This window comes from Comamonas sp. MYb69, assembly GCF_037479315.1.
In the GTDB taxonomy this organism is placed as follows: domain Bacteria; phylum Pseudomonadota; class Gammaproteobacteria; order Burkholderiales; family Burkholderiaceae_C; genus Comamonas.
Map to the genome: position 1 here is coordinate 124,384 of NZ_JBBGZG010000014.1, position 23,213 is coordinate 147,596.

General features: G+C 57.5%; 18 protein-coding genes. 7 read left to right on the top strand and 11 right to left on the bottom strand.

Annotated features, from left to right (window positions below; all coding sequences use genetic code 11):
- Positions 1 to 44: 44 nt before the first annotated feature.
- From pdeM to WH303_RS18755, 4 genes are read right to left on the bottom strand one after another with little or no spacing between them, the layout of a single operon-like run.
- Positions 45 to 749 carry a ligase-associated DNA damage response endonuclease PdeM gene (pdeM, locus tag WH303_RS18740; RefSeq protein WP_339520310.1) on the bottom strand — a complete coding sequence of 235 codons (705 nt, stop codon included), beginning with the start codon at positions 747 to 749 and terminating at the stop codon, positions 45 to 47.
- Positions 749 to 3,490: a ligase-associated DNA damage response DEXH box helicase gene (locus WH303_RS18745; RefSeq protein ID WP_339520312.1), complete on the bottom strand. Its 2,742-nt coding sequence runs from the start codon at positions 3,488 to 3,490 to the stop codon at positions 749 to 751. Before WH303_RS18745 ends, pdeM begins: the two co-directional genes overlap by 1 nt.
- Positions 3,483 to 5,198 carry an ATP-dependent DNA ligase gene (locus tag WH303_RS18750; protein ID WP_339520314.1) on the bottom strand — a complete coding sequence of 572 codons (1,716 nt, stop codon included), beginning with the start codon at positions 5,196 to 5,198 and terminating at the stop codon, positions 3,483 to 3,485. Before WH303_RS18750 ends, WH303_RS18745 begins: the two co-directional genes overlap by 8 nt.
- The gene (locus WH303_RS18755) at positions 5,195 to 6,229 is read right to left on the bottom strand and encodes a ligase-associated DNA damage response exonuclease (RefSeq protein WP_339520316.1); all 1,035 of its coding nucleotides are present in this window, start codon (positions 6,227 to 6,229) and stop codon (positions 5,195 to 5,197) included. Before WH303_RS18755 ends, WH303_RS18750 begins: the two co-directional genes overlap by 4 nt.
- Positions 6,230 to 6,474: 245 nt before the next feature.
- Between WH303_RS18755 and WH303_RS18760 the strand changes: the two genes are divergently transcribed.
- Complete coding sequence (locus tag WH303_RS18760; RefSeq protein ID WP_339520317.1) at positions 6,475 to 9,087, top strand: P-loop NTPase fold protein; 2,613 nt, start codon at positions 6,475 to 6,477, stop codon at positions 9,085 to 9,087.
- A gap of 14 nt (positions 9,088 to 9,101) precedes the next feature.
- Entirely contained in the window at positions 9,102 to 11,606 is a 2,505-nt protein-coding gene (locus WH303_RS18765; RefSeq protein WP_339520319.1) for a hypothetical protein, read from the top strand.
- 7 nt (positions 11,607 to 11,613) lie between these two features.
- Here the strand turns inward: WH303_RS18765 and WH303_RS18770 are convergent, their stop codons facing one another.
- Both WH303_RS18770 and WH303_RS18775 read right to left on the bottom strand, forming a co-directional pair.
- Positions 11,614 to 12,390, bottom strand: a complete 777-nt coding sequence (locus tag WH303_RS18770) for a FadR/GntR family transcriptional regulator (RefSeq protein WP_339520321.1) — start codon at positions 12,388 to 12,390, stop codon at positions 11,614 to 11,616.
- A gap of 325 nt (positions 12,391 to 12,715) precedes the next feature.
- A complete protein-coding gene (locus WH303_RS18775) occupies positions 12,716 to 13,282 on the bottom strand; it encodes a fasciclin domain-containing protein (RefSeq protein WP_339520322.1) in 567 nt (188 codons plus the stop codon).
- A 254-nt stretch (positions 13,283 to 13,536) separates the two neighbouring features.
- Between WH303_RS18775 and WH303_RS18780 the strand changes: the two genes are divergently transcribed.
- The 3 genes from WH303_RS18780 to WH303_RS18790 all read left to right on the top strand — a co-directional run bounded on the left by WH303_RS18780 (position 13,537) and on the right by WH303_RS18790 (position 15,503).
- Positions 13,537 to 14,109, top strand: a complete 573-nt coding sequence (locus WH303_RS18780) for a DUF3455 domain-containing protein (protein ID WP_339520324.1) — start codon at positions 13,537 to 13,539, stop codon at positions 14,107 to 14,109.
- Between the two features lie 69 nt (positions 14,110 to 14,178).
- Positions 14,179 to 14,757, top strand: a complete 579-nt coding sequence (locus tag WH303_RS18785) for a sigma-70 family RNA polymerase sigma factor (RefSeq protein ID WP_339520325.1) — start codon at positions 14,179 to 14,181, stop codon at positions 14,755 to 14,757.
- Entirely contained in the window at positions 14,754 to 15,503 is a 750-nt protein-coding gene (locus WH303_RS18790) for an anti-sigma factor (RefSeq protein WP_339520326.1), read from the top strand. Before WH303_RS18785 ends, WH303_RS18790 begins: the two co-directional genes overlap by 4 nt.
- Positions 15,504 to 15,730: 227 nt before the next feature.
- On the opposite strand, the gene WH303_RS18795 is transcribed toward WH303_RS18790, so the two are convergent.
- From WH303_RS18795 to WH303_RS18810, 4 genes are read right to left on the bottom strand one after another with little or no spacing between them, the layout of a single operon-like run.
- Positions 15,731 to 16,507, bottom strand: a complete 777-nt coding sequence (locus WH303_RS18795) for an ABC transporter permease (protein ID WP_312410315.1) — start codon at positions 16,505 to 16,507, stop codon at positions 15,731 to 15,733.
- 20 nt (positions 16,508 to 16,527) lie between these two features.
- Positions 16,528 to 17,358, bottom strand: a complete 831-nt coding sequence (locus WH303_RS18800; protein ID WP_339520330.1) for an ABC transporter ATP-binding protein — start codon at positions 17,356 to 17,358, stop codon at positions 16,528 to 16,530.
- A 57-nt stretch (positions 17,359 to 17,415) separates the two neighbouring features.
- Positions 17,416 to 18,444, bottom strand: coding sequence for an ABC transporter substrate-binding protein (locus WH303_RS18805; protein ID WP_339520332.1), 1,029 nt, complete (start codon positions 18,442 to 18,444; stop codon positions 17,416 to 17,418).
- Positions 18,445 to 18,499: 55 nt separating this feature from the next.
- Positions 18,500 to 19,525, bottom strand: a complete 1,026-nt coding sequence (locus WH303_RS18810) for an ABC transporter substrate-binding protein (RefSeq protein WP_339520334.1) — start codon at positions 19,523 to 19,525, stop codon at positions 18,500 to 18,502.
- 255 nt (positions 19,526 to 19,780) lie between these two features.
- On the opposite strand from WH303_RS18810, the gene WH303_RS18815 reads away from it, so the two are divergent.
- The gene (locus WH303_RS18815; RefSeq protein ID WP_027010938.1) at positions 19,781 to 20,434 is read left to right on the top strand and encodes a flavin reductase family protein; all 654 of its coding nucleotides are present in this window, start codon (positions 19,781 to 19,783) and stop codon (positions 20,432 to 20,434) included.
- A gap of 256 nt (positions 20,435 to 20,690) precedes the next feature.
- Complete coding sequence (locus WH303_RS18820) at positions 20,691 to 21,971, top strand: PDDEXK-like family protein (protein WP_339520337.1); 1,281 nt, start codon at positions 20,691 to 20,693, stop codon at positions 21,969 to 21,971.
- A gap of 87 nt (positions 21,972 to 22,058) precedes the next feature.
- On the opposite strand, the gene WH303_RS18825 is transcribed toward WH303_RS18820, so the two are convergent.
- The gene (locus WH303_RS18825) at positions 22,059 to 23,096 is read right to left on the bottom strand and encodes a LacI family DNA-binding transcriptional regulator (RefSeq protein ID WP_339520339.1); all 1,038 of its coding nucleotides are present in this window, start codon (positions 23,094 to 23,096) and stop codon (positions 22,059 to 22,061) included.
- Between the last annotated feature and the right edge of the window lie 117 nt (positions 23,097 to 23,213).

The following is a 23,213-nucleotide window of genomic DNA, read 5'->3' on the forward strand; positions in this document are numbered from 1 at the left end:
GTCTGAGACAGGGAGAGCGCAAGCTGGCGATCAGCAAAGCTCCATCAATACACCGCAATCGGCGCCGTGCCTTCGCCAGCAAACAGCCAGGCATGCAGCGGCTGCACAGCCATCGGCCCCGAGCCTGTGAACTCCGAAAACGCCGGCAGGTTCAGGTAGGGGGCCGAGTAGGCCAGGCAGGGCAGGCGCTGGCGCAGCTGCGGCACGCGCATGGCCGGGTGCACATGGCCGTGGATATTGAGCGCAAAGTGGTGCACACCCGGGCCCATGGGCTCGTGGCTCATCAGCACCTGGTTGCGTGCCAGGTGCGTGTGCACGTCATCGAGCAGCAGGGCCTCGGTCTGCAGGTAGCGGTCATGGTTGCCGCGCGTCAGGCTAAAGCGGGTTTTGAGGTTGGCGCGGCGCAGGTTTTGCCAGAGCTGAAAGGTGTCTTCACCAATAAAGCGGCCATGCACAAAGTCGCCCAGAATCACCAGCTCCTGGGGCTGCCACTTTTGCAGAATCTGGTGCAGGCGCAGCAGGTCTTGCCGTTGCACTTCCAGCGGCACGGCCACGCCTCGGCGGCGGAAGATATCGCTCTTGCCCAGGTGCAGGTCGGCAATGATCAGCAGGCTTTCCTGGGGCCAGAACAATGCGCGCTCAGTTAACACCAGAAACTCCATGCCGGCGATGCTGGCCGCGACATGGTCCTGGGGCGATGGCGACAGTTGGATGGGGGAGAAAAGCGGTGCCGATTGCGTACCTGCCATTAGTGGGTGTCCTGTGGTTGGGGCGAGCGCTGCGGGGTGCTGCGTGTGCCCTTGCGGGGGGCGGCCTGCTTGGAGGTCGCCTTGGCTGCAGCCTTGTTAGGGCTGCCTGGGTGTTGCGCGCGCTGAGGTGGCGCGCCCTTACGCGGGTCGCCCGGTCGTGGTGTTCGTGGTGCGCGAGCTGAGCGTGATGGGCCTGGTGCGGGTTCGCCCCTGGCTTGCCGTTCTTGCTGCTCAGCCATGCGGCGCACCTTGTTTTGCCAGGTCTCATTGCTGAGCTGGCCGCGAAAGCTCTCGGCCCACAGCCCAAACGAAAACGGCGTGTGTTTGGCCGGAAAGCGCAATGCGATTTGCCGCGCCGCAATGCTGGCCAGCAGCCTTTGCATCGTTGGCAGGTGCAGCTCCTGGTCCAGCGCCTCTTGCCGTGCCTGGCGCAGCAGCAGGTGCTCGGGGTCGTACTTGCTCAGCACATCAAACAGCAGGCTGGCCGAGACCTGCAATTGCCTATCGCTGGCGCGGCTTTTCTTGCCCGGCACCTTGGACTGCACCAGGCCCGCAATCTGCGCAATTTCCTTGAAACGCTTGCGCGCCAGCTCGCTAAAGTTCACCGCTGAGCGCAGGTCGGTGTCAAGCCCGTCCTGCTTGAAGATCTCCGCCCAGTCCACCGCATTCGCATCGATGGGCAGGGTGGGCTGGACCATCAGCCCAATCTCATTGCAGGCCCAGGCAAAGGTGTTGGCTTGCAAGTGCGCCAAGCGCGTGGCAATCAGCACCGCCAACCCCTCGTGCGCGACACGGCCGGCAAAAGGATAGACAAACAGCGGCGCCGCCTTGCCCGCCTGGGGGGCTTGGGTTTGGCCCACCTGCTCGATCAGCAGTTGGCCCGCACCCGGCACCAGTGAGCGCTGGCTTTGCAGCTGCAGCAAGGGCTGCAGCCATTGCAGCTCGCGGGCGTGCGGCGCGTCATCGGCGGCAGGGCTGGCGGCAGCTTGGCTCAGCAGCTGCTGCATACGTTCGCCCAGGGATGAGGACATCGGCATCAGCGAGCCGGCCCAGGCCGGCGTCAGCAGGCCCACCTGGGCACTGCGGCGCACCCAGGCGGTGCTGTTCTCCAGCCGCACCAGCACCAGGCTGCGGCCGGCAAAGTTAAACACATCGCCAGCGTTCAGGCGCGCGATAAACGCCTCTTCGACCGAGCCCAGCCGCGCGCCGCGCAGGTACTGCACATTGACTGCGCCATGCGCGGTGATGGTGCCGATCGACATGCGGTGCATGCGCACCACGCCGGTGTTGGCTGGCTGGCACAGGCCATCGGCACAGTGCAGGCGCTCGTACTGCGGGTATTGCACGAGCGAATCGCTGCCATGCTCCAGGAAGGCCAGCACGGCTAGCCACTGGGCATCGCTCAAATCACGAAAGGCCGCAGTGCGCCTTACTTCCGCTAGCAGCTCCGGCGGCCTGAATCCCCCCGCCAGCGCCGCGCTCATCGCATGCTGGCTCAGCACATCAAAGCACAGGCGCAAGGGCTCGCGCCGCTCATACACCTGGGCCTCGGCCAGCTCGCGCACGGCGGCAAACTCGGCCAGGTCCATCGCCTGGGTGGCAACCGCTTCCACATGCACGGCAGCACCGGGCCGGTGCTTGGCGCGGCCAGCGCGCTGCACCATCCGCGCCACAGACCGTGCCCCGCCAATCTGAATCACGCGCTCGACTGCCGGGAAGTCCACGCCCAAATCCAGGCTGCTGGTTGCCACCACGCAGCGCAAGGTGCCTGCGCGCAGGCGCTGCTCTACCGACTGGCGCACGCCCTGGTCCAGCGAGCCATGGTGGATCGCCAAGGTGTCCGCATCTTCCGGCCAGATGCTCGCCAGCGCCGTGTGCCACAGCTCGGCCTGCGCGCGGGTGTTGGTAAACACAATGGTGCTGGGCGCGCTGAAGACCAGCTTGGCCACCTCGCCCAAATTGGCCAGGCCCAAATGCCCCGCCCAGGGCATGCGCGTGCCCAGCGGCGGCGTGATGCTGTGCAGATGGAAGGGCTTGGGCCGCATGTCCTGGACCAGCGCGGGCTCCTTGACCTGCCAGGCGCTCAGCAGCACATCGCTGGCCTCTTGCAGATTGCCAATCGTCGCCGACAGGCCCCAGACCTGTGCCCCCGGTGCCAGCGCCTGGATGCGCGCCAGGTTCAGCTGCAGCAATACCCCGCGCTTGCTGGGCAAGAGCTCATGCCATTCATCCACCACAATGCAGCGCAGCTGGCTGAACTGCTCGCGGCTGCGCTCATGGCTCAGTAGCAGCGCGAGGGATTCAGGCGTTATCACCACCAGCTGCGCCTTGCCGGTATCGGTCAGCCGCTTGTCGCGCGATGTGGCATCACCTGTGCGCATCGCCACCTGCCAGTGGGGAAGGACGGCGGCTACCGGGCCGGTGATGCGTTCGCGGGTATCGCTGGCCAGGGCGCGCAAGGGCGTTACCCATAGCATGCGTGGCCCATGGCTGGCGCGGCCTTCAGGTGTCTCGGCATCGGCCATCGCCTGCATCAAGGGCCCGCCCAGCGCCGCCAAAGTCTTGCCTCGCCCGGTGGGGGCCGATATCAATCCGCTGTGCCCTTCGGCATAGGCGCGCCAGGCCTGCTGCTGGAAGATCGCCGCACCTATGTCCTGCTCCTTCAACCAGTCGCGCCAGCGCTTGGCCGCGCGCTGCATTGCGCGGTCGCTGGGGGCTGTGCTGTGGCCCAGATCAGCCATCGGCCAACTCCAGCAAGGCGCTCAGTTGATCGGCGTCTTGCGCGGTCTTGTCCTCACGCCAACGCAAGATGCGCGGAAAGCGCACCGCCACGCCGGATTTGTGGCGGGTAGAGCGGTTCACGCCTTCAAAGGCAATCTCAAACACGAGGCTGGGCGTGACCGAGCGCACCGGCCCAAAGCGCTCTACCGTGTGGCTGCGGATCCATTTGTCCAGCCGCAAAATCTCCACATCGGTGAGGCCCGAATAGGCCTTGGCGACAGGCACCAGCGCATCGCCGCTCCACACGGCAAAGGTGTAGTCGGTGTGCAAGGTGCTGCGGCGGCCGCTGCCGCTTTGGGCATAGATCAGCACGGCATCAATGCTGAACGGGTCCACCTTCCACTTCCACCAATCGCCGCGGCGCCGGCCTTCCTTGTAGGGGGAGGCCAGCGCCTTCAGCATCAGGCCTTCGGCGTTGCGTTCCGCAGCGGTGTTGCGCAAAGGGGCTAGTGCCTCCCAGTCATCAAACGGCAACTGGGGTGACAGGCCCAGTGCGGGCAATGCCGCTTGCTCGATCACCCGCTCCAGCTTGGCACGGCGCTGCTGCAGCGGCTGGGCGCGCAGATCTTCGCCTTCAAATTCCAGCAGGTCGTAAAACAATATGCGCGCCGGCACGGTCTGCATCAGCTTGGCCGAAGGCTTGCGCTTTTGAATGCGGCTTTGCAGCGCGACAAAGCCCTGCGGCTTGTTCTGTTCATAGTCCCAGGCGAGCAATTCGCCATCCAGCACCATATCGCCCGGTAGCAGCGCGGCGGCGGCCTCCAGCTCCGGAAAGCGGCCATCCAGCCTTTCCTCGCCACGCGACCACAGATAAGGTGCATGTCCCTGGCGCCGCACCAGCTGCACCCGTATGCCATCCCATTTCCATTCGGCCAGCCAGTCCTTGGGGTCGCCCAAGGCTTCTGGCTCTTGCGGCAGTGGGGAGGCGAGGTAGAAGGGGTAGGGCTTGTCCAGCAGCTGCGCGCTGGTTTCCGGGTCCATCAAGGCCTCATAGGCCTGGGCGCTGGGCCGCCATTCGCCCACCATGCGGTGCGCCATATCGGCGGCAGATATCCCCACCAGCGGCGCCAGGCTGTTTTGCAGGCTGCGCTTGTTAACGCCAGCGCGCAGCGATCCAGTCAGCAGCTTGTTGAAGACCAGTCGCGAAGGCGTATCCAGCTGCTGCCAGGCCTGCTGGATCGCACGCTTGCGCTGCTCGGCATCAGCGGCCACCAGGGGCAGCAAAAACTGCTCCGTCCATTCATCCAGGCGGCTGTCGTTATCGGGTGTCTTAAAGGTTGCGCCCAGCAAGGAGGCATGCCAGGGCGCATCGGCATCGGGGGCCACGGCAGCGCCGGGCGCAGCCACCAGCTCAGGGTGGTTGGCGCTTTGCTTTTGCCAGGCCGCCACCAACAAGGACAAGGTCTCCGCCAAATCGCCCACCTGGCGGTAGCTCTCTTCCACCAGCCACAGCGGCAAGGCGGTCAGCTCGCTCACCCAGCTGCGCAGCTCAGTGGTGGTGGCCAGGCGGTTCTTGCCGGTGTTCACCTTGCCGCCACTCAGCACATACACGGCCCAGGTCGCCTCGGCCGCAGTGGCGCCGGCAAAGTACTGCTGCAGGGCCTGCTCCCGGTCGCGCGTGCCGGAGGCTTCGTCCAGCAACTGGTACAGCGCCACAAAGCGGTTCATTCGGCCGCCTCCTCTTCATCGCCATAGGCAGTACGCAGGCGCTCCGCCTGTATGCCCAGGCTCTGCAAGTAGGGGATCAGCGCATCGGTATTGCCATGGGTGGCCAGCACCCGCTGGGCGCCGCTTTCGGTAATCGTGTCGACGAGTTCCTGCCAATCGGCGTGGTCCGATATCACAAAGCCGCGCTGCATATTGCGCCGCCGCCGGTTGCCGCGCAGCAGCATCCACCCCGAGGCAAAGCCTTGCTCCACCTGTTTAAAGCGCTTGAGCCAGGCAGAGTCTTGCGCAGAAGGCGGTGCCAGCACCATGCGGCCAGCAAAGTCGGTATCGGTGGGCACATCGGCCACCATCTCGGTCGCGGCCAACGCAATGCCCGCCTGCCGGTAAATATCGGTGCCGCGCGCCATAGCGCCATGCAGCAACACGGGCGCATCCAGCTTGCCAGCCAAACCTGCCAGCACCCGCTGGGCCTTGCCCAGGCTGTAGGCATACAGCACTGCCGCCTTGCCTTGCTCCTTGCAATGCGCCACCCAGCGCTCTATGCGCTCCACCTCATGGGCCATCGTGGGCCAGGCGTACACCGGGTAGGCAAAGGTAGCCTCGCAAATCAGGGTGTCGCAGCGCAGCAGCTCAAACGCCTCGCAGGTTGGATCCGGCTCGCGCTTGAAGTCGCCCGTAAACACCCACACCGCATCGCCATGCTGCACCCGCACCTGGGCCGATCCGAGGATATGCCCCGCCGGGTGCAGCGATACCTGCACCTCTCCCATCGTGATCGTCTGCCCAAACGGCAGCGCATGGATGTTCTGCTCCCCCAGACGCCATCGAAGAATGGGCTCGCTGGTCGTGCTGCAGTAGTACTTGCCCATCCCCACATGGGCATGGTCTGAGTGGCCGTGGGTGACAAAGGTACGGTGTACCGGCTTCCAGGCATCAATAAAAAAATCCCCAGCCGCGCAGTACAGACCTTTGTCGGTCAGGGTGATGACGTCAGCGGGTGGGGCGTTGGCAGATGCAGAAGCAGCGAGCATGGGCAAATTCTGCGGCTGCGGGGGAGGGGGTGGGCGTCAGAGTTTGCCTTGTTGGGGTGCGGGAGTGGGGGGGCCGCGAATGCATTGCCGCAAACAACTCGTTTATGGTTGGAAGATCCGCACTTTATAAATGACGCTCAAATAGCTCAAGGAGATAAATTAGGATAGGGTATCTTCACAGATACCATTAGTAACGTTATGATGGTGGTGACTCTACCAAAAATTCTATGTTAGAAAGCGTTAGTATGATCAATTTAAACTTCAGTAATCAGAATCCCCGGATTGGCTCTCCATCTGAATTAATTCAACTGAAAGCATTTGAATCACTTTGTCTCCAAATTGAGAAGGATTTGGAAAATTCTACAAAAAATAAATTTGATAGTAGTTCAAGCTGTCAGCGAGGATATGCAGCTGGAAGTGGATTAACCTATTTCATAGATGGAACGAGAGGTGCTGGAAAATCCACTTTTCTTAATTATGTGTTTGATAATTTGAATAGTTATCAAACAAGATCGCATTTAAAAATTAATATTGCACCTTTATTGTATCTTGATCCTAGTCGAATTGAAGCTAGCGAAATAATTCTCCTGCATATTCTAAAGCAGCTAAAACGGCTAATGGAGGATCATCCCCCGTATGAGAGGGCATGGGAGGAGCGTTACGAAAAATTCAGAATAAATTTTAAGAAAATGGCTGGGGGATTACATCTTTTTGTTTCAGATGCTGAAAGTCTTAAAGAACTAGATCCCGAATTGTTTCTTGATTATGGTTTGGATAGGGCGGCAGATAGCCAAAAGCTGCGCCATATATTACATGAGACAATTGATCAGGTTTGTGAGGCGTATAATTGTCAAGCATTGCTTTTAGCAATTGATGATGCCGATACTAAATTTCACAATGCAATTGAAGTGCTCGAGTGCATACGTAAATATCTGGATATGCCTAGGCTGGTTGTAATTGTCACAGGCGATATGGAAATGTATTCTCTGCTGGTGCAGAATCATTTTCAAAAAGATTTTGCAACTTATGAAAAAGGGCTTAATCAAGATCGTAGAATGCAACAGGCGCGAATGGTTGCTCATTTAGAGGATCAGTATTTGCTTAAGCTTTTTCCGATTCATAGACGTACCCAGCTCAAGACTTTATACACCCTTTTAGAAAGAATGCGAAAAGATGGAGGAGCAACGTTTTCTCTGAAAATAGCCGGAACTAATACGGAGATGCAGCTGATCGCAGCAGTCGAGAATATTGCTAGAGATGGATTGTATTTAAGAGATACTACAGATTTGAGTTTATTCAATGAGCATGTTTTGAAGTTGCCTATACGTTCTGTTTTTCAACTTATATCTACATACTATCAGTTGGTCTCTGATGGAATCGCAGCTAGGGATGCTGCAGCTACCGCATTGCGTGCTACAACATTAACTAGTCTTTATAGGCATGATATAGAGGTTGAAAGTATCACGGAAGGTGATCTGCATGCAGTGATAAGTGCGGCATTTGATTTGTGTCAAATCGATGGAGAGCCCGATACTGCAATCTACCTGCGTCCTCAATCACGCGACGAAACTCTGCGAAATGCAAATGTATCCCTTGCTGCAGACGTCGCTCGTTTATGTGAAAACGACCCAGCCAAAGCTATTACATATATGGTAAGTATGGCTGGAAGTAGTACCATTCTAAATTTGCTCTCTGCTAAAACTCATCGCAGACAGTCTGCAAAAGAAATTTCTAATTCTGTTGGAAATGATTTGCTGCAAAGAAAGGTTAGGCAGTACTTATCTGTTGGTCGTAAAGATAATGCCCTTAATTGGGCTCTGCATGCAACAGCAGCAATTGTCGACGCTAATTCATCTTCAGGCATGCAGTTAAGGCAAGGAGTTGTCGGGGTTAGAACTTCTCGTAAAGGCGACGTGTTCACGTTTGATGCACAAATAACCGCTGCTATGGATAAATATCCATATTCTTCTTTGCCTGTAATAATTTATAGTCAATCTGCTGTAAAAAAATCAAATAATACCCAAAGATATATTTCTATATTTAATACTTTGGGCGTAATTTCTAATCTGTTAGAGATAGAAGTTCCTATGCCTAGTGACCTCATCTCTGAAGATGGAGTGAGTGATATATACAGTTCGATATTTAAGATATTAAGTAAAATTGAAAATGTGCACACTGTGTCTATGCCTAACTGGGGTGATTCGTTTGTTCGTGAGGACGAGATAGATATTGACTTTAGTATGTACAGTCAGCATTCGAATGATCAAAAAAGAATGATGCTTGGTCATTCAATTTCTATGTGGTTGAAGCAATGTGCAGTTATAAAGAAAGAATTCCGTGCCTCAGCGGTGTTGCTGGGTAAAATATGGAACAGGTTATACTTTAGTCTTGATAATATATCTGCGGCCATGCGCGCAGATCTTCACGCCGAAGGGCGATGCAGTAGATCAATGGAGCTATTTGCTTGGGCATTAATAAATGCTTGTTTGGTAGAAGAGGTGGATTATCTATATCACGATGAAGATTTTTCTAGTAGAGCGAAGTTGAACAGAAGTGCACTTAATAGGGATAATCCCAGAACTTCAGGTAGAGTGGTGATCGAAAAATTTAGTATTCCTGAAGGTGAGAAAAATGAGATTCGTCTAAACCTCAGTGTTTCCATGGCGCCCCTGACTTTTATTATCGCGTCATGTCCATTAGTACTGGGACTGATTAAGAGTGACGAAAAGAGCCGGGAATTCGTTGAAAATCTCTCGGTAAAATTAAAAGAGTTTCATGGGTTTGATACTCTAGATGCAAAAATGCTATGTAGTGAAGTTGTTTGGAATACTGTTGGCAAGACAACTATTTCAGGATAATTCCAAACAATATGATGCAAATTTCTCAGATGGCGTTGCTTTGTTGTCGTGTGCTTACAAGTAATTTGATTCGAATGCACTTATTAAACAGTCGTTGGAATTTTGCATTATCGAGAACTGATCTTCGTCAAAAACTTTATCTAAATAGTCATTCTTGGCAAGCACGACTCCCTGATCACGTATTTGATATTGGATTTAAAGCTGCGCAGGATAAAGGGCTTCAAGACGGAAAGCTTGCGTCGACATCTTTGCGGATGTTGTCTGAGCGCTATTTGTGTATCAAGCACGGGCGTGTGCAAGTACGTCTTGAGCTATTTGGTGAATGGCAACAAAGCGTACTGAGTCGTGTAAGCGGAATTCCAATTATCGCAGCCGCTAAAGCGATCCACGCACACCAGAGTGGTCACGTTACAGCAGATGGGAGGATGCAAGCATCCATTGGAAATGCATTGCCGGATGCTCTTCCGTGTATTACTCCAATCGACGGCGCCGTAGAAGATTACATTAGCCGTGAGGGACTGCATGAGAGTCACTTGCATCTAAATGGAAGCACCTTTGCAGAGCAGTGCTGGCTGCGTGCATTGGAAAATCCAGATCGGGAGGTGAAGAAATTTAGTAATCTATGGCAAAATGCTAAACGCGGCTCAGCGAGTGATAAAGTAAAAGAGTTGGCATCGCTTAATGATTCTGACTTTAGTCCAATTCGATTTCGACGCGATCTGATTTTGGCTCGAGAATTGAGAAGCTGGTTAGTTTACTTTGTTGCGCAACCAGAAACAGATGATTCCATTTTTCCTCTATGCATATCTGATCTGGGTAATAGTCGAGGAAAAAAGTCAGCCCCTTTGCGATCTAGAATTATTGATCTGCAACATGGTGCAGCCGGTGCTACGATGTTAGAAGAGTTGACGTGGTTGACTAAATTACTCGCTATGCATAATTTGCCGCATCGAATGGATCGCATGCTGCATCTTTATTTGCTTATACAACATCAATATCGTGCGTTAATGGTGCAAGGTGAAGAATTTTATGGATTTGATCAATTCCAAAAATTAACACACACTGAGCTTCGAACTGTTGCAGAGAAAAGCTATCTTCAGCGATTTGTTGATATGCATGGAGTCAACCCTACATTTAGTCAAAGCAACTATTTAGAGGGGAGATTTGCTCCGAAATCCAAAAGTAGTGAGAATGTTATTCTACTAAATAATATATTGTCGGATTTTGCTGTTTATTTGCAAATTAATAGCGAAAGGCCAATTGGTTTTGATAAAAGGTCGTTGCGAAGTACTCTTTCTGCTTTAGACTTGATATGCAGGAATTCTAATATTCTGTGGCCGAAGCGGCAGCAGCTGGCGTTGGTTGCGCATTTTATTAAGGAAGATTGGGATTTTAAAAAGGGCGGGCCATATCGTCATTATCAGTTGCGTCGCAAGTTGGACAAGCAGATGGCACAACTGCGTAAGACTCTTGGAGATTATCCAAGATTGCATCGTTGGGTTCGGGGAGTTGATGGTGCAGCGAATGAATTGCATGCTGCTCCTGAAGTTTTTGCTAGCGTATTTCGTCAGGCACTTCGTATAGGGCTTGGACATCGAAGTTTTCATGTGGGCGAAGATTTCCCCCACTTACTTACGGGTATTAGAAATATTTTCGAAGCTATAGAGTTTCTAGATCTTAGAGACGGAGCACGAATTGGTCATGGAACAGCAGTTGGAATTAATCCTTCGCTTTGGTTGAGCCGCATGCCTAGTTCTTTGCATCTTAGGTGTGGAGACAGACTATTAGACCTACTAGCCGCATGGCAGCTTCTCCGAGCCTCTTCAGTTGATGCATCTATCGCCTATAAAATAGAACTAGAAGTCAATCGGCTCGTTCAGCAGATATTTAGAAGGGAAGTTTCAATTAGTCTTTTCGAGCGTGCTATGAAAATGCGCGATTTGCATATCGGATTTGTTTCAGATGCTTGCAGTTATTCAGAATGGACGTGGAAGCATGTGTCATTTGCAGATGGCTTTCGCGAAGAGGCGAAATTGGTGATGCAAGCTAAGGAGCAAGACTACGATGCATTTTCGCTACTATGGGAGTGGCAGAGTAATATGGCGGTATGGAGTAGAAGTGAGACGCTAATGCAAGTCGAAACTGAAGATGATATATTTAATAATGAAATCTATATTAGATTGCAGCAGTCTCTAATGAAACATATTTTTGCTCGAAAAATCGTTATTGAGACGCTGCCAAGTAGCAATGTTAGAATCAGTCAATATGAGAGATTCGAGGAGCATCATATATTGCGTTGGATGGGAATTCCTGGGTATGCTTATGAGGGAGATGTTCCAATTATGGTTTCCTTGGGTTCAGATGATCCTGGGATTTTCTCTGGTAACCTAAAAGGGGAATTTTATCAAATTTATTCCGCGATGAGAAATATAGGTATTTCGGATGCAGAAGCATTGCGACATGTCAGCATAATAAATGAACGTGGCCGTCAGTACAGATTTCATGATTTATCACTTTAATCAGTACTTATTTGAATTTTATCTTCTCATTGATCAAATATTTCGCTAACCGCTCCCCATCCTGCCGCCAAAACGCTGGATCCGCCTGCCGGATCCGGTCAATCGCGTTATTCATATGCGCGGTCGCTGCAGCCCGTGCTGCACCAGGGTCGCCTGCCTCAATCGCCTCCACAATTCGCGCATGCTCTTGCGTCACCGCAGCCGCAAAATCCTGCCGCCGCGCCTCATTGGCACGGGTGATGCGCGTGGCACCCGCCAGCACCTGCGACAGGTAATCCAAAGTACTGAGCAAAAACGGATTGCCGGAGGCCTGGGCGATGACGCGGTGCAGGGCGACGTCTTCGGCTACGCCGTCTTGGCCATCGGCCACCGCCTTGGCCAATGCCTTGACGCCAGCGCGGATGTGGCGCAGATCGGCGGTGCTGCGGCGGGCGGCCGCTAGTTCTGCCACTTCGGCCTCTAGCGCGCGGCGCACTTCTACGATTTGGATGACGGCCTCTTGCGAGGCGGCATGGCCTTTTTCCAGGTCCAGCGGTTCGGCCCTAGGCGCTTGTACAAAGACGCCGCTGCCTTGGCGCGAGGCGACCAGGCCGCTGGATTTAAGGCGGGACAGCGCTTCTCGAACCACTGTGCGGCTCACGCCAAACTGTGCCACCAACAACAGCTCTGTGGGCAGGCGGTCGCCCGGTTGCATTTGTCCTTGCCGAATGCTGGCCTCCAGCGCCTGGGCCACTTGGTCGGCGAGGGAGTTGGCGGCCTTGACGGGCGTGAAGGAGATCGGCATGCGTGGGCAGGAGCTGGTTGCTGGGAGTGGGCGCTGGCTGCTGCCAGGCCGCAAGATGGCGCTAACTGTACTCCAGCCCAGGGGGCGCTGCCTGCGCCCTAGGCGCAATGGATCGCTATGCCTTGTGTTTGGCCAAGGGGCAGGCCGCTGTGGATGCGGTGGCGGCATCTGCCGCAGCGGGGCGATCTGCTTGCTACCGGCCTGTATATGCCAGCACGCCAACGCCAAAGCCGCAGGCCCTTTTCGGCGGCCTGCAGCGGGGTGCGTGGTGGCTACAGCTCTGAATGCATAGCAGCGGCTGCGGACCCATCAGCAGATGCCAGCCTTATTTAGGCAGCAGCACCTTGTCGATCACATGGATCACGCCATTGGATTGGTAGACATCGGGGATGGTGACGGTGGCGGTGCCGCCTTTCTCGTCCGTCAGCATTACCTTGGATCCTTGGGCCTTGGCCACCAAGGTGCCGCCGCTGACGGTTTTGATGCTGGCCATGCCTCCGCCGTCCTTGATCATCTTGCTGATCGCTGCGGCATCCCACTTGCCGGGGACGACGTGGTAGGTCAGCACGGTGGTCAGCATGGCCTTGTTTTCAGGCTTGAGCAGGTTGTCTACCGTGCCGGCGGGCAGCGCTGCAAATGCGGCATTGGTGGGGGCAAACACGGTGAAGGGGCCTGGGCCCTTGAGGGTGTCAACCAGGCCTGCTGCCTTGACCGCTGCCACCAGGGTGGTGTGGTCCTTGGAGTTGACGGCGTTGTCGATGATGTCCTTGGTAGGCAGCATGGGCGCGCCGCCCACCATCACGTCTTTGGCGATCGCTGCCATGGAGGTGCTAGCGACCATGAATGCCATGCCATAAGAGACCAGTTTGCGGGTACTTTGAATCGAGGCCATGAGTTGCTCCTTGCGTGTGGATGTTCAGCCGAAAAAACGTTGCGGCTGTTTGGAATACGCAGCGGATGGCGCACTGGATTCAACAAATGTGGAAACGCTTGTAAAGAGGGGAGCAAGGGAGCCGATGCAGCCAACGCAAAATTTTTTTGCATCCACTGCATCCATACGAGCATCTGGCGACTAGTAACACTAACAGCACATCAATGAGCGCTGTTTTCACTCTCGTCCTGTCCCCCTAACTTAGGAGAACTCGTATGTTGACCTCTCGCACAGCACCCCGTATCGCCGCCATCGCCACCGCAGTGGCCTCCATTGGCCTGCTCACCGCTTGCGGCTCGATGCAGAAAAAGGAGATGGCTTTCTCGCAGGCTTCGCTGCCAGCAACCATCCAGGTGCCAGCCGGCCACAAGGTGGCTTGGGAGACGGTGGGTTCGGGTGACATCACCTACGAATGCCGCGACAAGGCCAATGCAGCCGGCCAGACCGAATGGGTGTTTGTGGGCCCAGACGCAGTGCTGAAGGACCGCGCTGGCAAGTCGGTTGGCCGCTACTACGGCCCACCAGCTACTTGGGAAGCGAACGACGGCTCCAAGCTGACGGCCACCCAGCTGGCCGTGGCGCCAGCAGGTGCCGGCAATCTGCCGTACCAATTGGTGAAGGCCAACCCCGCAACGGGCAGCGGTGCCCTGGTGGGTGTGAGCCATATCCAGCGCGTGGCCTTGAAGGGCGGTGTGGCACCGGCTGACAAGCCTTGCACGCCAGCGCAAAAGGGCCAAAAGACGGTGGTGCAGTACCAAGCTGACTACATCTTCTGGAAGCCAATGTAAGTTTCTGTTTTAGAGCGGCTACACTCGAAGAAGGATTTCCTCCCCTTTCCTTCTTCGTGGATTGCCTTCATGCCGCCTGCCGCTTCTGTGACCGACGACAATTTTGACCATGCTTTGGCGCTAGAAGCTTGCGCGCGTGGCGACCGCCATGCGCTGCAGCGTATCTATGAGCAAGAGTCGCGCTATCTGCTGGGGGTGGCCATGCGCATTGTGCGCAGCCGCGCAGCGGCCGAAGATGTGCTGCACGATGCCTTTGTGGCGATCTGGAGCAAGGCGCACAGTTTTGATGCGGCACGGGGTGCGGCTAGAGGCTGGATCTATAGCATTGTTCGGCACGCCGCATTGAACCGGGTGCGCAGCAGCGCCCGCGAAAGCACACTGGATGAGCCGACGGCCGCTGCCTACGAGGCCAGCGCCGCGATGGCTGCCTGGCAGGAAGAGGGCGATGCCCTGGACCGCCAGGCCCAGCTGGGCCGCCTGGGCCAGTGCCTGGATGGCCTGGAGCCACAGCGCCGCGAATGCCTGCTGCATGCCTATGTAGATGGTTGCAGCCACAGTGAGATTGCAGCGCGGGTGCAGGCCCCGCTGGGAACCGTCAAAGCCTGGATACAGCGGGGCCTGCGCGCCCTGCGGGAATGCATGCAATGAGCGCCGATACCAACCACCAATTGCCGCCCGATGGCGACAGCCCCGACGACCTGCAGACGCTGGCCGGCCAGTATGTGCTGGGCACGCAGGATGCTGCAGAGCGTCGCGCAATCGAAGAGCGCCTGCCGCAGGATGCTGCGCTGCGCGCCGCCGTGGATGCCTGGGAGCAGCGCCTGCAACCCTTGACCACTCTGGCCCCGCCGCAAGAGCCGAGCACGGGCCTGTGGCCGCGCATTACCGCCAGCCTGTGGCCCGCAGCCGAGCCGCAGCGCGCCGCCGCCGCAGTGCCGCGCCGCTGGTGGCACTGGGACAGCCTGGCGCTGTGGCGTGGCCTGGCCGGCAGCGGTTTTGCTGCTGCTGCCGTGCTGGCCGGTGTGCTGGTGCTGGGCCCCGCCCCGGCGCCTGGCCCCGCACGCTACTTTGTGGTGCTGGCCGCGCCGCAAAGCCAGGCCCCTGGCTGGCTGGTGCAGGCCCAGGCGGCCGACCGGCTGCGCCTGGTGCCGCTGGGCAGCGATGTAGTGCCGGCCGAGAAATCGCTGCAGTTCTGGACCAAGGCCGATGGCTGGAGCGCCCCGGTATCGCTGGGTCTCGTCAAACCGGGTGAGGCGATTGAGGTGCCCGTCGACAAGCTGCCACCGCTGCAGCCCAACCAGCTGTTTGAGCTGACTTTGGAGCCTGCGGGCGGATCGCCGATTGGCAAGCCGACGGGGCCGATCCAGTTCATCGGCCGCGCGGTGCAGATTTAGAGTCGGTAACACAACCCTTGATACGTCGTTGCCGAACCTTGTCGTACTACTGTACTGCCTGCGGCTCGACGCCTAGTCGGGGACGCCTAGTCTCAATCGCAAACCTTCGGTTTGCTGGGTCGTGTTAGCGACTCTTAGCAGCTGTCACCAAACACCAAGGGGCCCGTTCATGGAACGGGCCCCTTTGTTGTGGTTGCTGTGATTCAGCCCGAGGGCCGCGATCCGCTTTAGTGGTTGTTCGCGCCTCGGTGCGCCCATGCGGTAGTCCGCTTCTCAACAAAGCTGAACAGCTCATACATCACCATCGCCATCGCGCCCACCACCAACAGGCCCGCAAAAGCCAGGCCCATTTGCATGGAGGAGCCCGCAGAAATCAGCAGGTAGCCAATGCCTTCGTTGGCGGCGGTCATCTCGGACACGGTGGTGCCGACAAAGGCCAGGGTAATGGCGACCTTGAGCGAGCCGTAGAAGTAGGGCAGCGAGCGGGGCAGGCCGACTTTGATGAGGACATCCCAGCGCTTGGCTCCGAGCACGCGCAAGACATCTTCCAGCTCGGGCTCCAAGGTGGCCAGGCCGGTGGCGATGTTGACCATGATGGGGAAGAAGCTGATCAGAAACGCGGTGAGGATGGCCGGGCCAATGCCGATGCCGAACCACACGACGAGGATGGGCACAAAGGCGGCCTTGGGCAGGGCATTGAACGCAGTCATCAGCGGGTAGACGGCGGCATAGGCCAGGCGCGAGCTGCCAATCAAAAAGCCCAGCAGCACGCCGACGACGATGGCCACGCCAAAGCCGGCCATCGTCACCCAGAAGGTGCGCCAGGCGTGCGCTGCGATGGTGGTGTGGAACTCCAGAAACTGCTGCCAGATCAGCAAGGGGCTGGGGAAGATGAACTCCGACACCTGGAAGGCTGAGCAGATGATTTGCCAGACGATGACCACGGCAGCCAGCAGCAGCCAGGGCGACCAGCGTTCGAGCTTGGGGTTGTTGAGCTTGTACATAAGTGAATGGGCCTGGGCGCTTACTGGTTGATCACGGTGCCGGTCTTGCGCATGGCGCCGATGTGGCCGCGCAGCTCATGCACGATGTCGCTGAACTCTTTGGTGTAGGTCAGCTCCAGATCGCGCGGGCGCGGGATATCGATATCGCGGCGCACCACAAAGCGGCCGGGGCTCTTGCTCATCACGTAGATGGAGTCGGCCAGGAACACCGATTCGCGCAGGTCATGCGTGACGAGGATGACGTTGAACTGCTGCTCGGCATGCAGATCGCGCAGGATGCACCAGAGCTCTTCGCGGGTGAAGGCATCGAGGGCGCCGAAGGGTTCGTCGAGCAGCAGCATCTTGGGCTCATGGATCAGCGCGCGGCAGATGCTGGCGCGCTGCTGCATGCCGCCCGACAGCTCCCAGGGGAACTTGTCCTCATAGCCCGCGAGGCCCACCTTTTGCAGCAGGCGGCGGGCGCGCTCTTCGTACTCTTGGCGCCGGGCCTTGAACTGGCTGCGGTGGGGTTCGACGATCTCCAGCGGCAGCAGCACATTGTCGACCGTGCTGCGCCAGGGCAAGAGCGATGGCGACTGGAAGGCCATGCCCGATATCTTGAGCGGGCCGGTGACGGGCTGGCCATCGATGCGGATCTTGCCAATGCTGGGCATGCGCAGGCCGGTGGCCAGCTTCATGAAGGTGGATTTGCCGCAGCCCGAGGGGCCGACGATGGCGATGAACTCGCCACGGCGCACTTGCAGGTCAATGGCTTCGACGGCGAACTGGTTCTTGGCCTGCAACTCGTCGTTGTAAGCCAGCCAGACATCGCGAAACTCAACAAAGGCAGGGTCTTGGAGGGAGGCCGTCATAGGGTGCAATCGTCTTCAAAAGGGCAGGGCGCGGGCAGCGCCCTGCAGGCGGCGGGATCAGCGCTTGGGGAGGATGTCCAGCTCGGCAGCGCTGGGCAGAAAGCTGCCGTTCCACACCGCCTGGGCGGGCACGGGATTCTTGGTTTCATAGGCCTTGGCAACCTGCTCGGCCATCAGACCCAGGCGCTCGGGGCGCAGCTGGCCAAAGCCTTCTTCGCGTGCGCCCTTGCTGTCGATGGCGGTGTCGATGGTGAGCTTGAGGCGCTTGACCTCCAGCGGCACATTGACCAGGCCATCCTTGGCTTTGAGCGAGGCAATCGCGGCCTGCGGATCGGCAATTGCCTCCTTGGCGCCTTTCGCAAACGCCTTGAGGAAGGCGCGCACCGCTTCGGGCTTCTCGGCAATCAGCTTGGGGCTGGCGATGATGACATTGCCGTAGAGCTGCACGCCATGGGTGGCATAGGGCAGCACGACCACGTCTTCGGCCTTGATGCCACGCGCCTCCAGGTTGAGCAGGCTGGTGAAGGTGTAGCCGGTGACGGCATCCAGATCACCACGCACCAGCATGGTTTCGCGCAGCGGTGGGTCCATCGTTGTCCACTGCACGGCGCCCACGCCATTGGCCTGCGCAAAGATCGGGAAGGTGCGGCGGCCCGCATCAAAAATCGGCGCGCCCATCTTCTTGCCTGTCAGGTCGCTGGCCTTGGTGATGCCGGACTTTTTCAGCGCCATCACCGATGCCGGTGTGGTGTTGTAGATCACCATGATGGCCACCGGCTTGATCGGCGCATCGGGGTTGTTGGCATGGAACTCCATCAGCGCCGCCAGGTCGGCAAAGCCCAGGTCATGCGTGCCCGAGGCCACGCGCTGGATCGCGCCCGCGCCGCTTGCTGCTTCCACCGTCACATCCAGACCAGCCTGCTTGAAGTAGCCCTTTTGCTCGGGGTGCACAAAGAGGGCGGCCGGGCCTTCAAAGCGCCAGTCGAGCTGGAACTTGAGCGGCGTCAGCGGCTGGGCCAGGGCGCTGCAGGTGCTGGCGGCGGCCAGCAGGGCGAGGGATGCGTGGAGGAAGCTGCGTTTTTTCACGGGATGGTCTCGTCAGGTGGTGGGGGCAAACGGGGTAAAGGAGGGTTGGGATGGCTTACTTTTTGGGGAGCACATCCAGCACGGCGGCAGGCGGCAGAAAGCTGCCGTTCCAGACGTCTTCGGCCTTGACGCGGGTCTTGGTGCCATAGGCGTCGGAGACCTGGGCGGCCATCAGGCTCAGGCGGCTGCTGTCCAGGCGCCCAAAACCTTCCTTGCGGGCATCGGCGCTGTTGATGACGGTGTCGATCGCCAGCTGCAGGCGGCGCGTCTCCAGCGCCACATTGGCGATGCCATCACGCGCCTTGACGGACTGGATCGCCTGGGCCGGGTTGGCGATCACGCCCTTGGCGCCCTGGGCAAAGGCGGTCAGGAACTTCTTGATCGCCTCGGGCCGCTCCTGGATCATCTTGGGGCTGGCGATGATCACATTGCCGTAGAGCTTGACGCCATAGTCGGCGTACTGCATCACCACCACATCGCTGGCCTTGGCGCCGCGTGCCTCCAGGTTCAGCAGGCTGGTAAAGGTAAAGCCGGTGATGGCATCCACATCGCCGCGCACCAGCATGGTTTCGCGCAGCGGCGGGTCCATCGCCGTCCAGGCCACGTTGCTCACACCATTGGCCTTTTCAAAAATGGGGAAGGCCTTGCGGCCGGCATCGAACACCGGTGCGCCCAGCTTTTTGCCAGCCAGATCGGCGGGGGTCTTGATGCCCGACTTCTTGAGCGCCATCACCGAGGCCGGCGTGTTGTTGTAGACCACCATCACGGCGACCGGCTTGTTGGGCGCATCGGGGTTGTTGGCATGGAACTCCATCACCGAGGCCAGGTCGGCAAAGCCCATGTCGTAGGTGCCCGATGCCACGCGCTGCACGGCACCGCCCGATCCATTGCCGGCATCCACCGTCACATCCAGGCCCTGGGCCTTGAACAGGCCTTGCGCGACCGGCTGCAAAAAGAAAGCGGCTGGCCCTTCAAAGCGCCAGTCGAGCTGGAACTTGATGGGCATATCTGCCGCCTGGGCCGCACCCCAGGACAGTGCCAGAGCGGCGACGGTGGTCTTCAGAAAACTGCGCTTGTGCATGGGGGGGCCTCCGATGTTGCATACAAGGTCGTTTGCAAGATCGGTGCCAGTTTGTAAGCCCCTGTATTGGCGTGCGTAGTTGCACCAGGCTGGTGCAAATGCCAGGTGATGCAGCCGGGGCGTGCACGCGCTGATGCATGGCCGCGCATCTGCTTGGTGCAGCTTGTATACATGCTTGGTCGGCTACTGAGGCGCTGGCGGCCCGGCATGGCAATTGCAAGCAAAATGCGCCATTCAGACGATGAGAAAGCGCCCATGACCGAGATCGACTTTGCCCAGCTGGGCACCTACGAACGCTACAAGCTGATGGCCAGCCTGATCGTGCCGCGCCCCATAGCCTTGGTGACGACCCTGGGGGCAGACGGCACCGTCAACGCCGCGCCTTTTAGCATGTTCAATATGATGGGTGAGGACCCACCGGTGGTGATGCTGAGCGTGAACAAGCTGCAGGATACGGCGCAGAAGGACACTGCCACCAACATCCTGCGCGACAAGGAGTTTGTGGTGCATATCGCCGACGAAGCGATGGCCGCCGCGATGCACCGCTGCGGCGACCGCCTGGCCCCGCACGAGAGCGAGCTGGACCACACGGGCTTAACCGCAACTCCTTCCCAAAGCGTGCGCCCCCCACGCATCGTGCAAGCCCCTGTCGCCTTCGAATGCGTGCTGCACGAAACCCTGGAAACCGCGAGCCGCTACGTCTTCATCGGCCGCGTGCAATGGCTGGCCGTGCGCGACGGCCTGGTCGACACCGAAAAATGGCGCGTGCGCCTGCAGGAGTTCTTCCCCGTGGGGCGCTTTGGCGCGAGCTTCTACATCAACTGCCGGGAGCGCTTTGCGATTGAGGCGGGGGAAGGGCTCGCTGGGGCGCAGGGCAGCGCTGCAAGTACGGCGATTGATGAGATGTGAGGGGCGGAAAAATTGCGTGCTGGGTCAGCCGTGTTGAAGGCTGCAGGTTAATAGCTGGTTTCGAGCGACTGGGACGAAAACATCTGTTTTGAGAATGGTGTAGGTCCTTTCTTTCATAAAAAGGGATGAAGACAAGAAGAATTTTTGGCTCATCTTCGGTTAGACAATAGCAAGGAGCGGATACGATTTCTTACTTGAGTCACGATCTGAAAATTAAAGATGTGGGCAGCGATTTCAATTTTTTGTAGGAAATTTCATGGAGTTTGAGGACCAAGTTGAGGAGTTGTATGCAGACACCGACGTGCATCGTATGCTGTCGTTGTCCGCAACTGCCGCACCACTGCGAATTTGCTACCCTAAGGAGATCAATGTCTCACGCTTTCTAGCTTGGCTTATGGACCCAGAAGAAGGCCATGGGCTTGGCGATCTGCCACTTCGATCGCTCCTTGCACACGCTGGGCAGACGGATAGAGCACAGGATTTACCAATAAACGACCGTCGCTTTCTGAGCGCTGCCAGCGTATACACACAATCGTTTTCTTCGGTGGTTGTGAGCACCGAAGTCGATGTTGGCACCACTTCAAAGAAACTTCTGGACGTGCTGATTTTCGACCCATTCGCCGGGCTTTATATCGCAATCGAAAACAAGTTTGGAGCCAAGGAAGGTGCAGACCAAACAAAAGAGTATCGCAAGGGTCTCAAAAATCTATTTCCTAGCTATCGCGGTATACACATTTATCTTGATAGTAGTGAAGCTGAACCCAAAGATGAATCGTGGCTGCCTGTGGGGTACGCATGGTTAGCGGAGCTCTTGAAGCTGACTGAGCAACGCGAGTCTATTGCTCCGCATGTACGTGAAGCTCTTGCCCAGTTTCGTTCGATCATTGAGGACGAAGATGAAGAATCCGCGGCTCGAAGCACCTTGGGTACTTTAATTAGCCAAGTAGCTGGCAAACACAGTGATGTGCTGGAAGCAATGCGACTTCTGGTTAGACCTCATGCACGCACACAGCGTGCAAAGGAACTGTTTGAAATTATGAAGCAGGGGGGGGCAACCAACCGAGCTAAGGCGGAAACGCGATTATTTCACTTGTATTGCCGCCGACCAGTTCTTTGGGATCGATGCTTCAAGCAAACCTTGTTCGGCTCCTTTAAAAATGCTCTTGGGGAAAAGTTCAATGACTTGGATGTGGATCAGCGGCGAGTCATCACTACTTTCTCGCTGCGGGAATGGGAACGGTTGGTCGATCCAGGAAAAGAATATTTGTCCTATATAGCAGGCATCAATGTGAGTTATGCGGACGACAAGTATGGCGTTCGAAGCTATATTAATTTTGCCGACGTCAGGCCTGATCGGCGAGCGGCCATACTTTCTTCTGCCAACGAAATGCGTGCACAAATTGGTTTACGGCCCGGCCGAGAGGAGAGCGGCTGGTTGAACCTGAAGCGTGTTGACGGCATGACGTCTAGCGATGCAGCGGTTGAAGCTATAGAGCAATTGCTGGCATTAAAGCAAGTTCTTGATCAGATCCGATAGAAAAGCAGCGTTAACTCTGCAGCAGTCGGGCGGATACTTGTAGGGAGAGTTTTTAGTACCGACCTAGGCTTTGATTGGATGAGATCCTCAAGGCAAATTCTCCCGAAAAATAATCTGACTCCGCACGATGTCCACCGCCGTCATCGTGTCGAGCTGGTCGCGCAGATTGCTGAACATGCGGATGCAACTCATGATGATGCCCAGGTGGCTTTGGGTGATGACGGCGTCCATGGTGCCGTTGATCAGCAGGGCGCGGGTGTCGGGGGTGAGGCCGTGGCCGATGAGGACGACCTGGTGCTCGCGTCCGGCCTCCTGCAGTGCGCGGCCTACGCCATCGGATGAACCGCCGATGTTGTAGATGCCGGCGATATGCGGGTGGCGCTGCAGCAGCTCCTTGGTCTGCTGGTAGTTGCGGGATGCATCGTCATAGCTCTCGCGCAGGCCCAGGATCTGCATGTCGGGGAACTGCTCGGCATGCAGTTGCAGAAAACCGCCCTCGCGCTCCTCATGCGCCAGGTAGCTGCGCGATCCTGCGATCAGTGCGATTTGCGCATCGCGGCGCTGGCTGCCGATAAAGCGGGCCAGCAGGTAGGCAGCGGTGCGGCCGGCGGCCCGGTTGTCCAGCCCCACGTAGGCGATGCGGGCGCTGTTGTCCAGGTCCGAGATGACGGTCAAGGTGGGTACGCCCCGGTCTGCGAGTTGCTGCACCGCTTCGCGCACGGCCGGGTGCTCGATGGCCATGAAGGCGATGCCCTGCACGCGCTTGCCCAGGCGCAGCAAGGTGGCGGCCAGCGCTTCGGGGTTGAAGCTCTCGACATATTCCACCTGGCATTTCACATTGAACGGCGCCTGGTGGCTTTCTGAAAAGCCAATGGTGTCGCCCAGCATGCGCAGGTAAGGGTTCTGGCCTTGGGGCAGCACAAAGGCCAGCTTCCAGGGCGCAGATTGAGGTGCGGCATCGGCCAGGGCATCGGGCAGGTAGCCCAGCGCCTGCGCGGCCTGGCGCACCTTCTGCACGGTGATGGGGCGCACGCCGGGGCGCTGGTTCAGCACCCGGTCGGCGGTGGCGGTGGAGACGCCCGCCAGGGCGGCCACGGTCTTGAGCGTGAGGCGCTGCGGGGGCATTGCTGGGTGGCTAGGCATCAGAAAACATCAGATTCAATCATTTTGTGCGTTTGACTATAGCAAGTCGTTTGCATATCTTCCAGTATGAGATCTGTGCCATTACATCAATTCAAATCA

Coding starts and splice junctions, on each gene's coding strand:
- WH303_RS18780 (WP_339520324.1), top strand. CDS start 13,537: ATGTTGACCTCTCGCACAGCACCCCGTATCGCCGCCATCGCCACCGCA.
- WH303_RS18745 (WP_339520312.1), bottom strand. CDS start 3,490: ATGGCTGATCTGGGCCACAGCACAGCCCCCAGCGACCGCGCAATGCAG.
- WH303_RS18760 (WP_339520317.1), top strand. CDS start 6,475: ATGATCAATTTAAACTTCAGTAATCAGAATCCCCGGATTGGCTCTCCA.
- WH303_RS18795 (WP_312410315.1), bottom strand. CDS start 16,507: ATGTACAAGCTCAACAACCCCAAGCTCGAACGCTGGTCGCCCTGGCTG.
- WH303_RS18755 (WP_339520316.1), bottom strand. CDS start 6,229: ATGCTCGCTGCTTCTGCATCTGCCAACGCCCCACCCGCTGACGTCATC.
- WH303_RS18770 (WP_339520321.1), bottom strand. CDS start 12,390: ATGCCGATCTCCTTCACGCCCGTCAAGGCCGCCAACTCCCTCGCCGAC.
- WH303_RS18815 (WP_027010938.1), top strand. CDS start 19,781: ATGACCGAGATCGACTTTGCCCAGCTGGGCACCTACGAACGCTACAAG.
- WH303_RS18775 (WP_339520322.1), bottom strand. CDS start 13,282: ATGGCCTCGATTCAAAGTACCCGCAAACTGGTCTCTTATGGCATGGCA.
- WH303_RS18825 (WP_339520339.1), bottom strand. CDS start 23,096: ATGCCCCCGCAGCGCCTCACGCTCAAGACCGTGGCCGCCCTGGCGGGC.
- WH303_RS18765 (WP_339520319.1), top strand. CDS start 9,102: ATGCAAATTTCTCAGATGGCGTTGCTTTGTTGTCGTGTGCTTACAAGT.
- WH303_RS18750 (WP_339520314.1), bottom strand. CDS start 5,198: ATGAACCGCTTTGTGGCGCTGTACCAGTTGCTGGACGAAGCCTCCGGC.
- pdeM (WP_339520310.1), bottom strand. CDS start 749: ATGGCAGGTACGCAATCGGCACCGCTTTTCTCCCCCATCCAACTGTCG.
- WH303_RS18820 (WP_339520337.1), top strand. CDS start 20,691: ATGGAGTTTGAGGACCAAGTTGAGGAGTTGTATGCAGACACCGACGTG.
- WH303_RS18785 (WP_339520325.1), top strand. CDS start 14,179: ATGCCGCCTGCCGCTTCTGTGACCGACGACAATTTTGACCATGCTTTG.
- WH303_RS18790 (WP_339520326.1), top strand. CDS start 14,754: ATGAGCGCCGATACCAACCACCAATTGCCGCCCGATGGCGACAGCCCC.
- WH303_RS18810 (WP_339520334.1), bottom strand. CDS start 19,525: ATGCACAAGCGCAGTTTTCTGAAGACCACCGTCGCCGCTCTGGCACTG.
- WH303_RS18800 (WP_339520330.1), bottom strand. CDS start 17,358: ATGACGGCCTCCCTCCAAGACCCTGCCTTTGTTGAGTTTCGCGATGTC.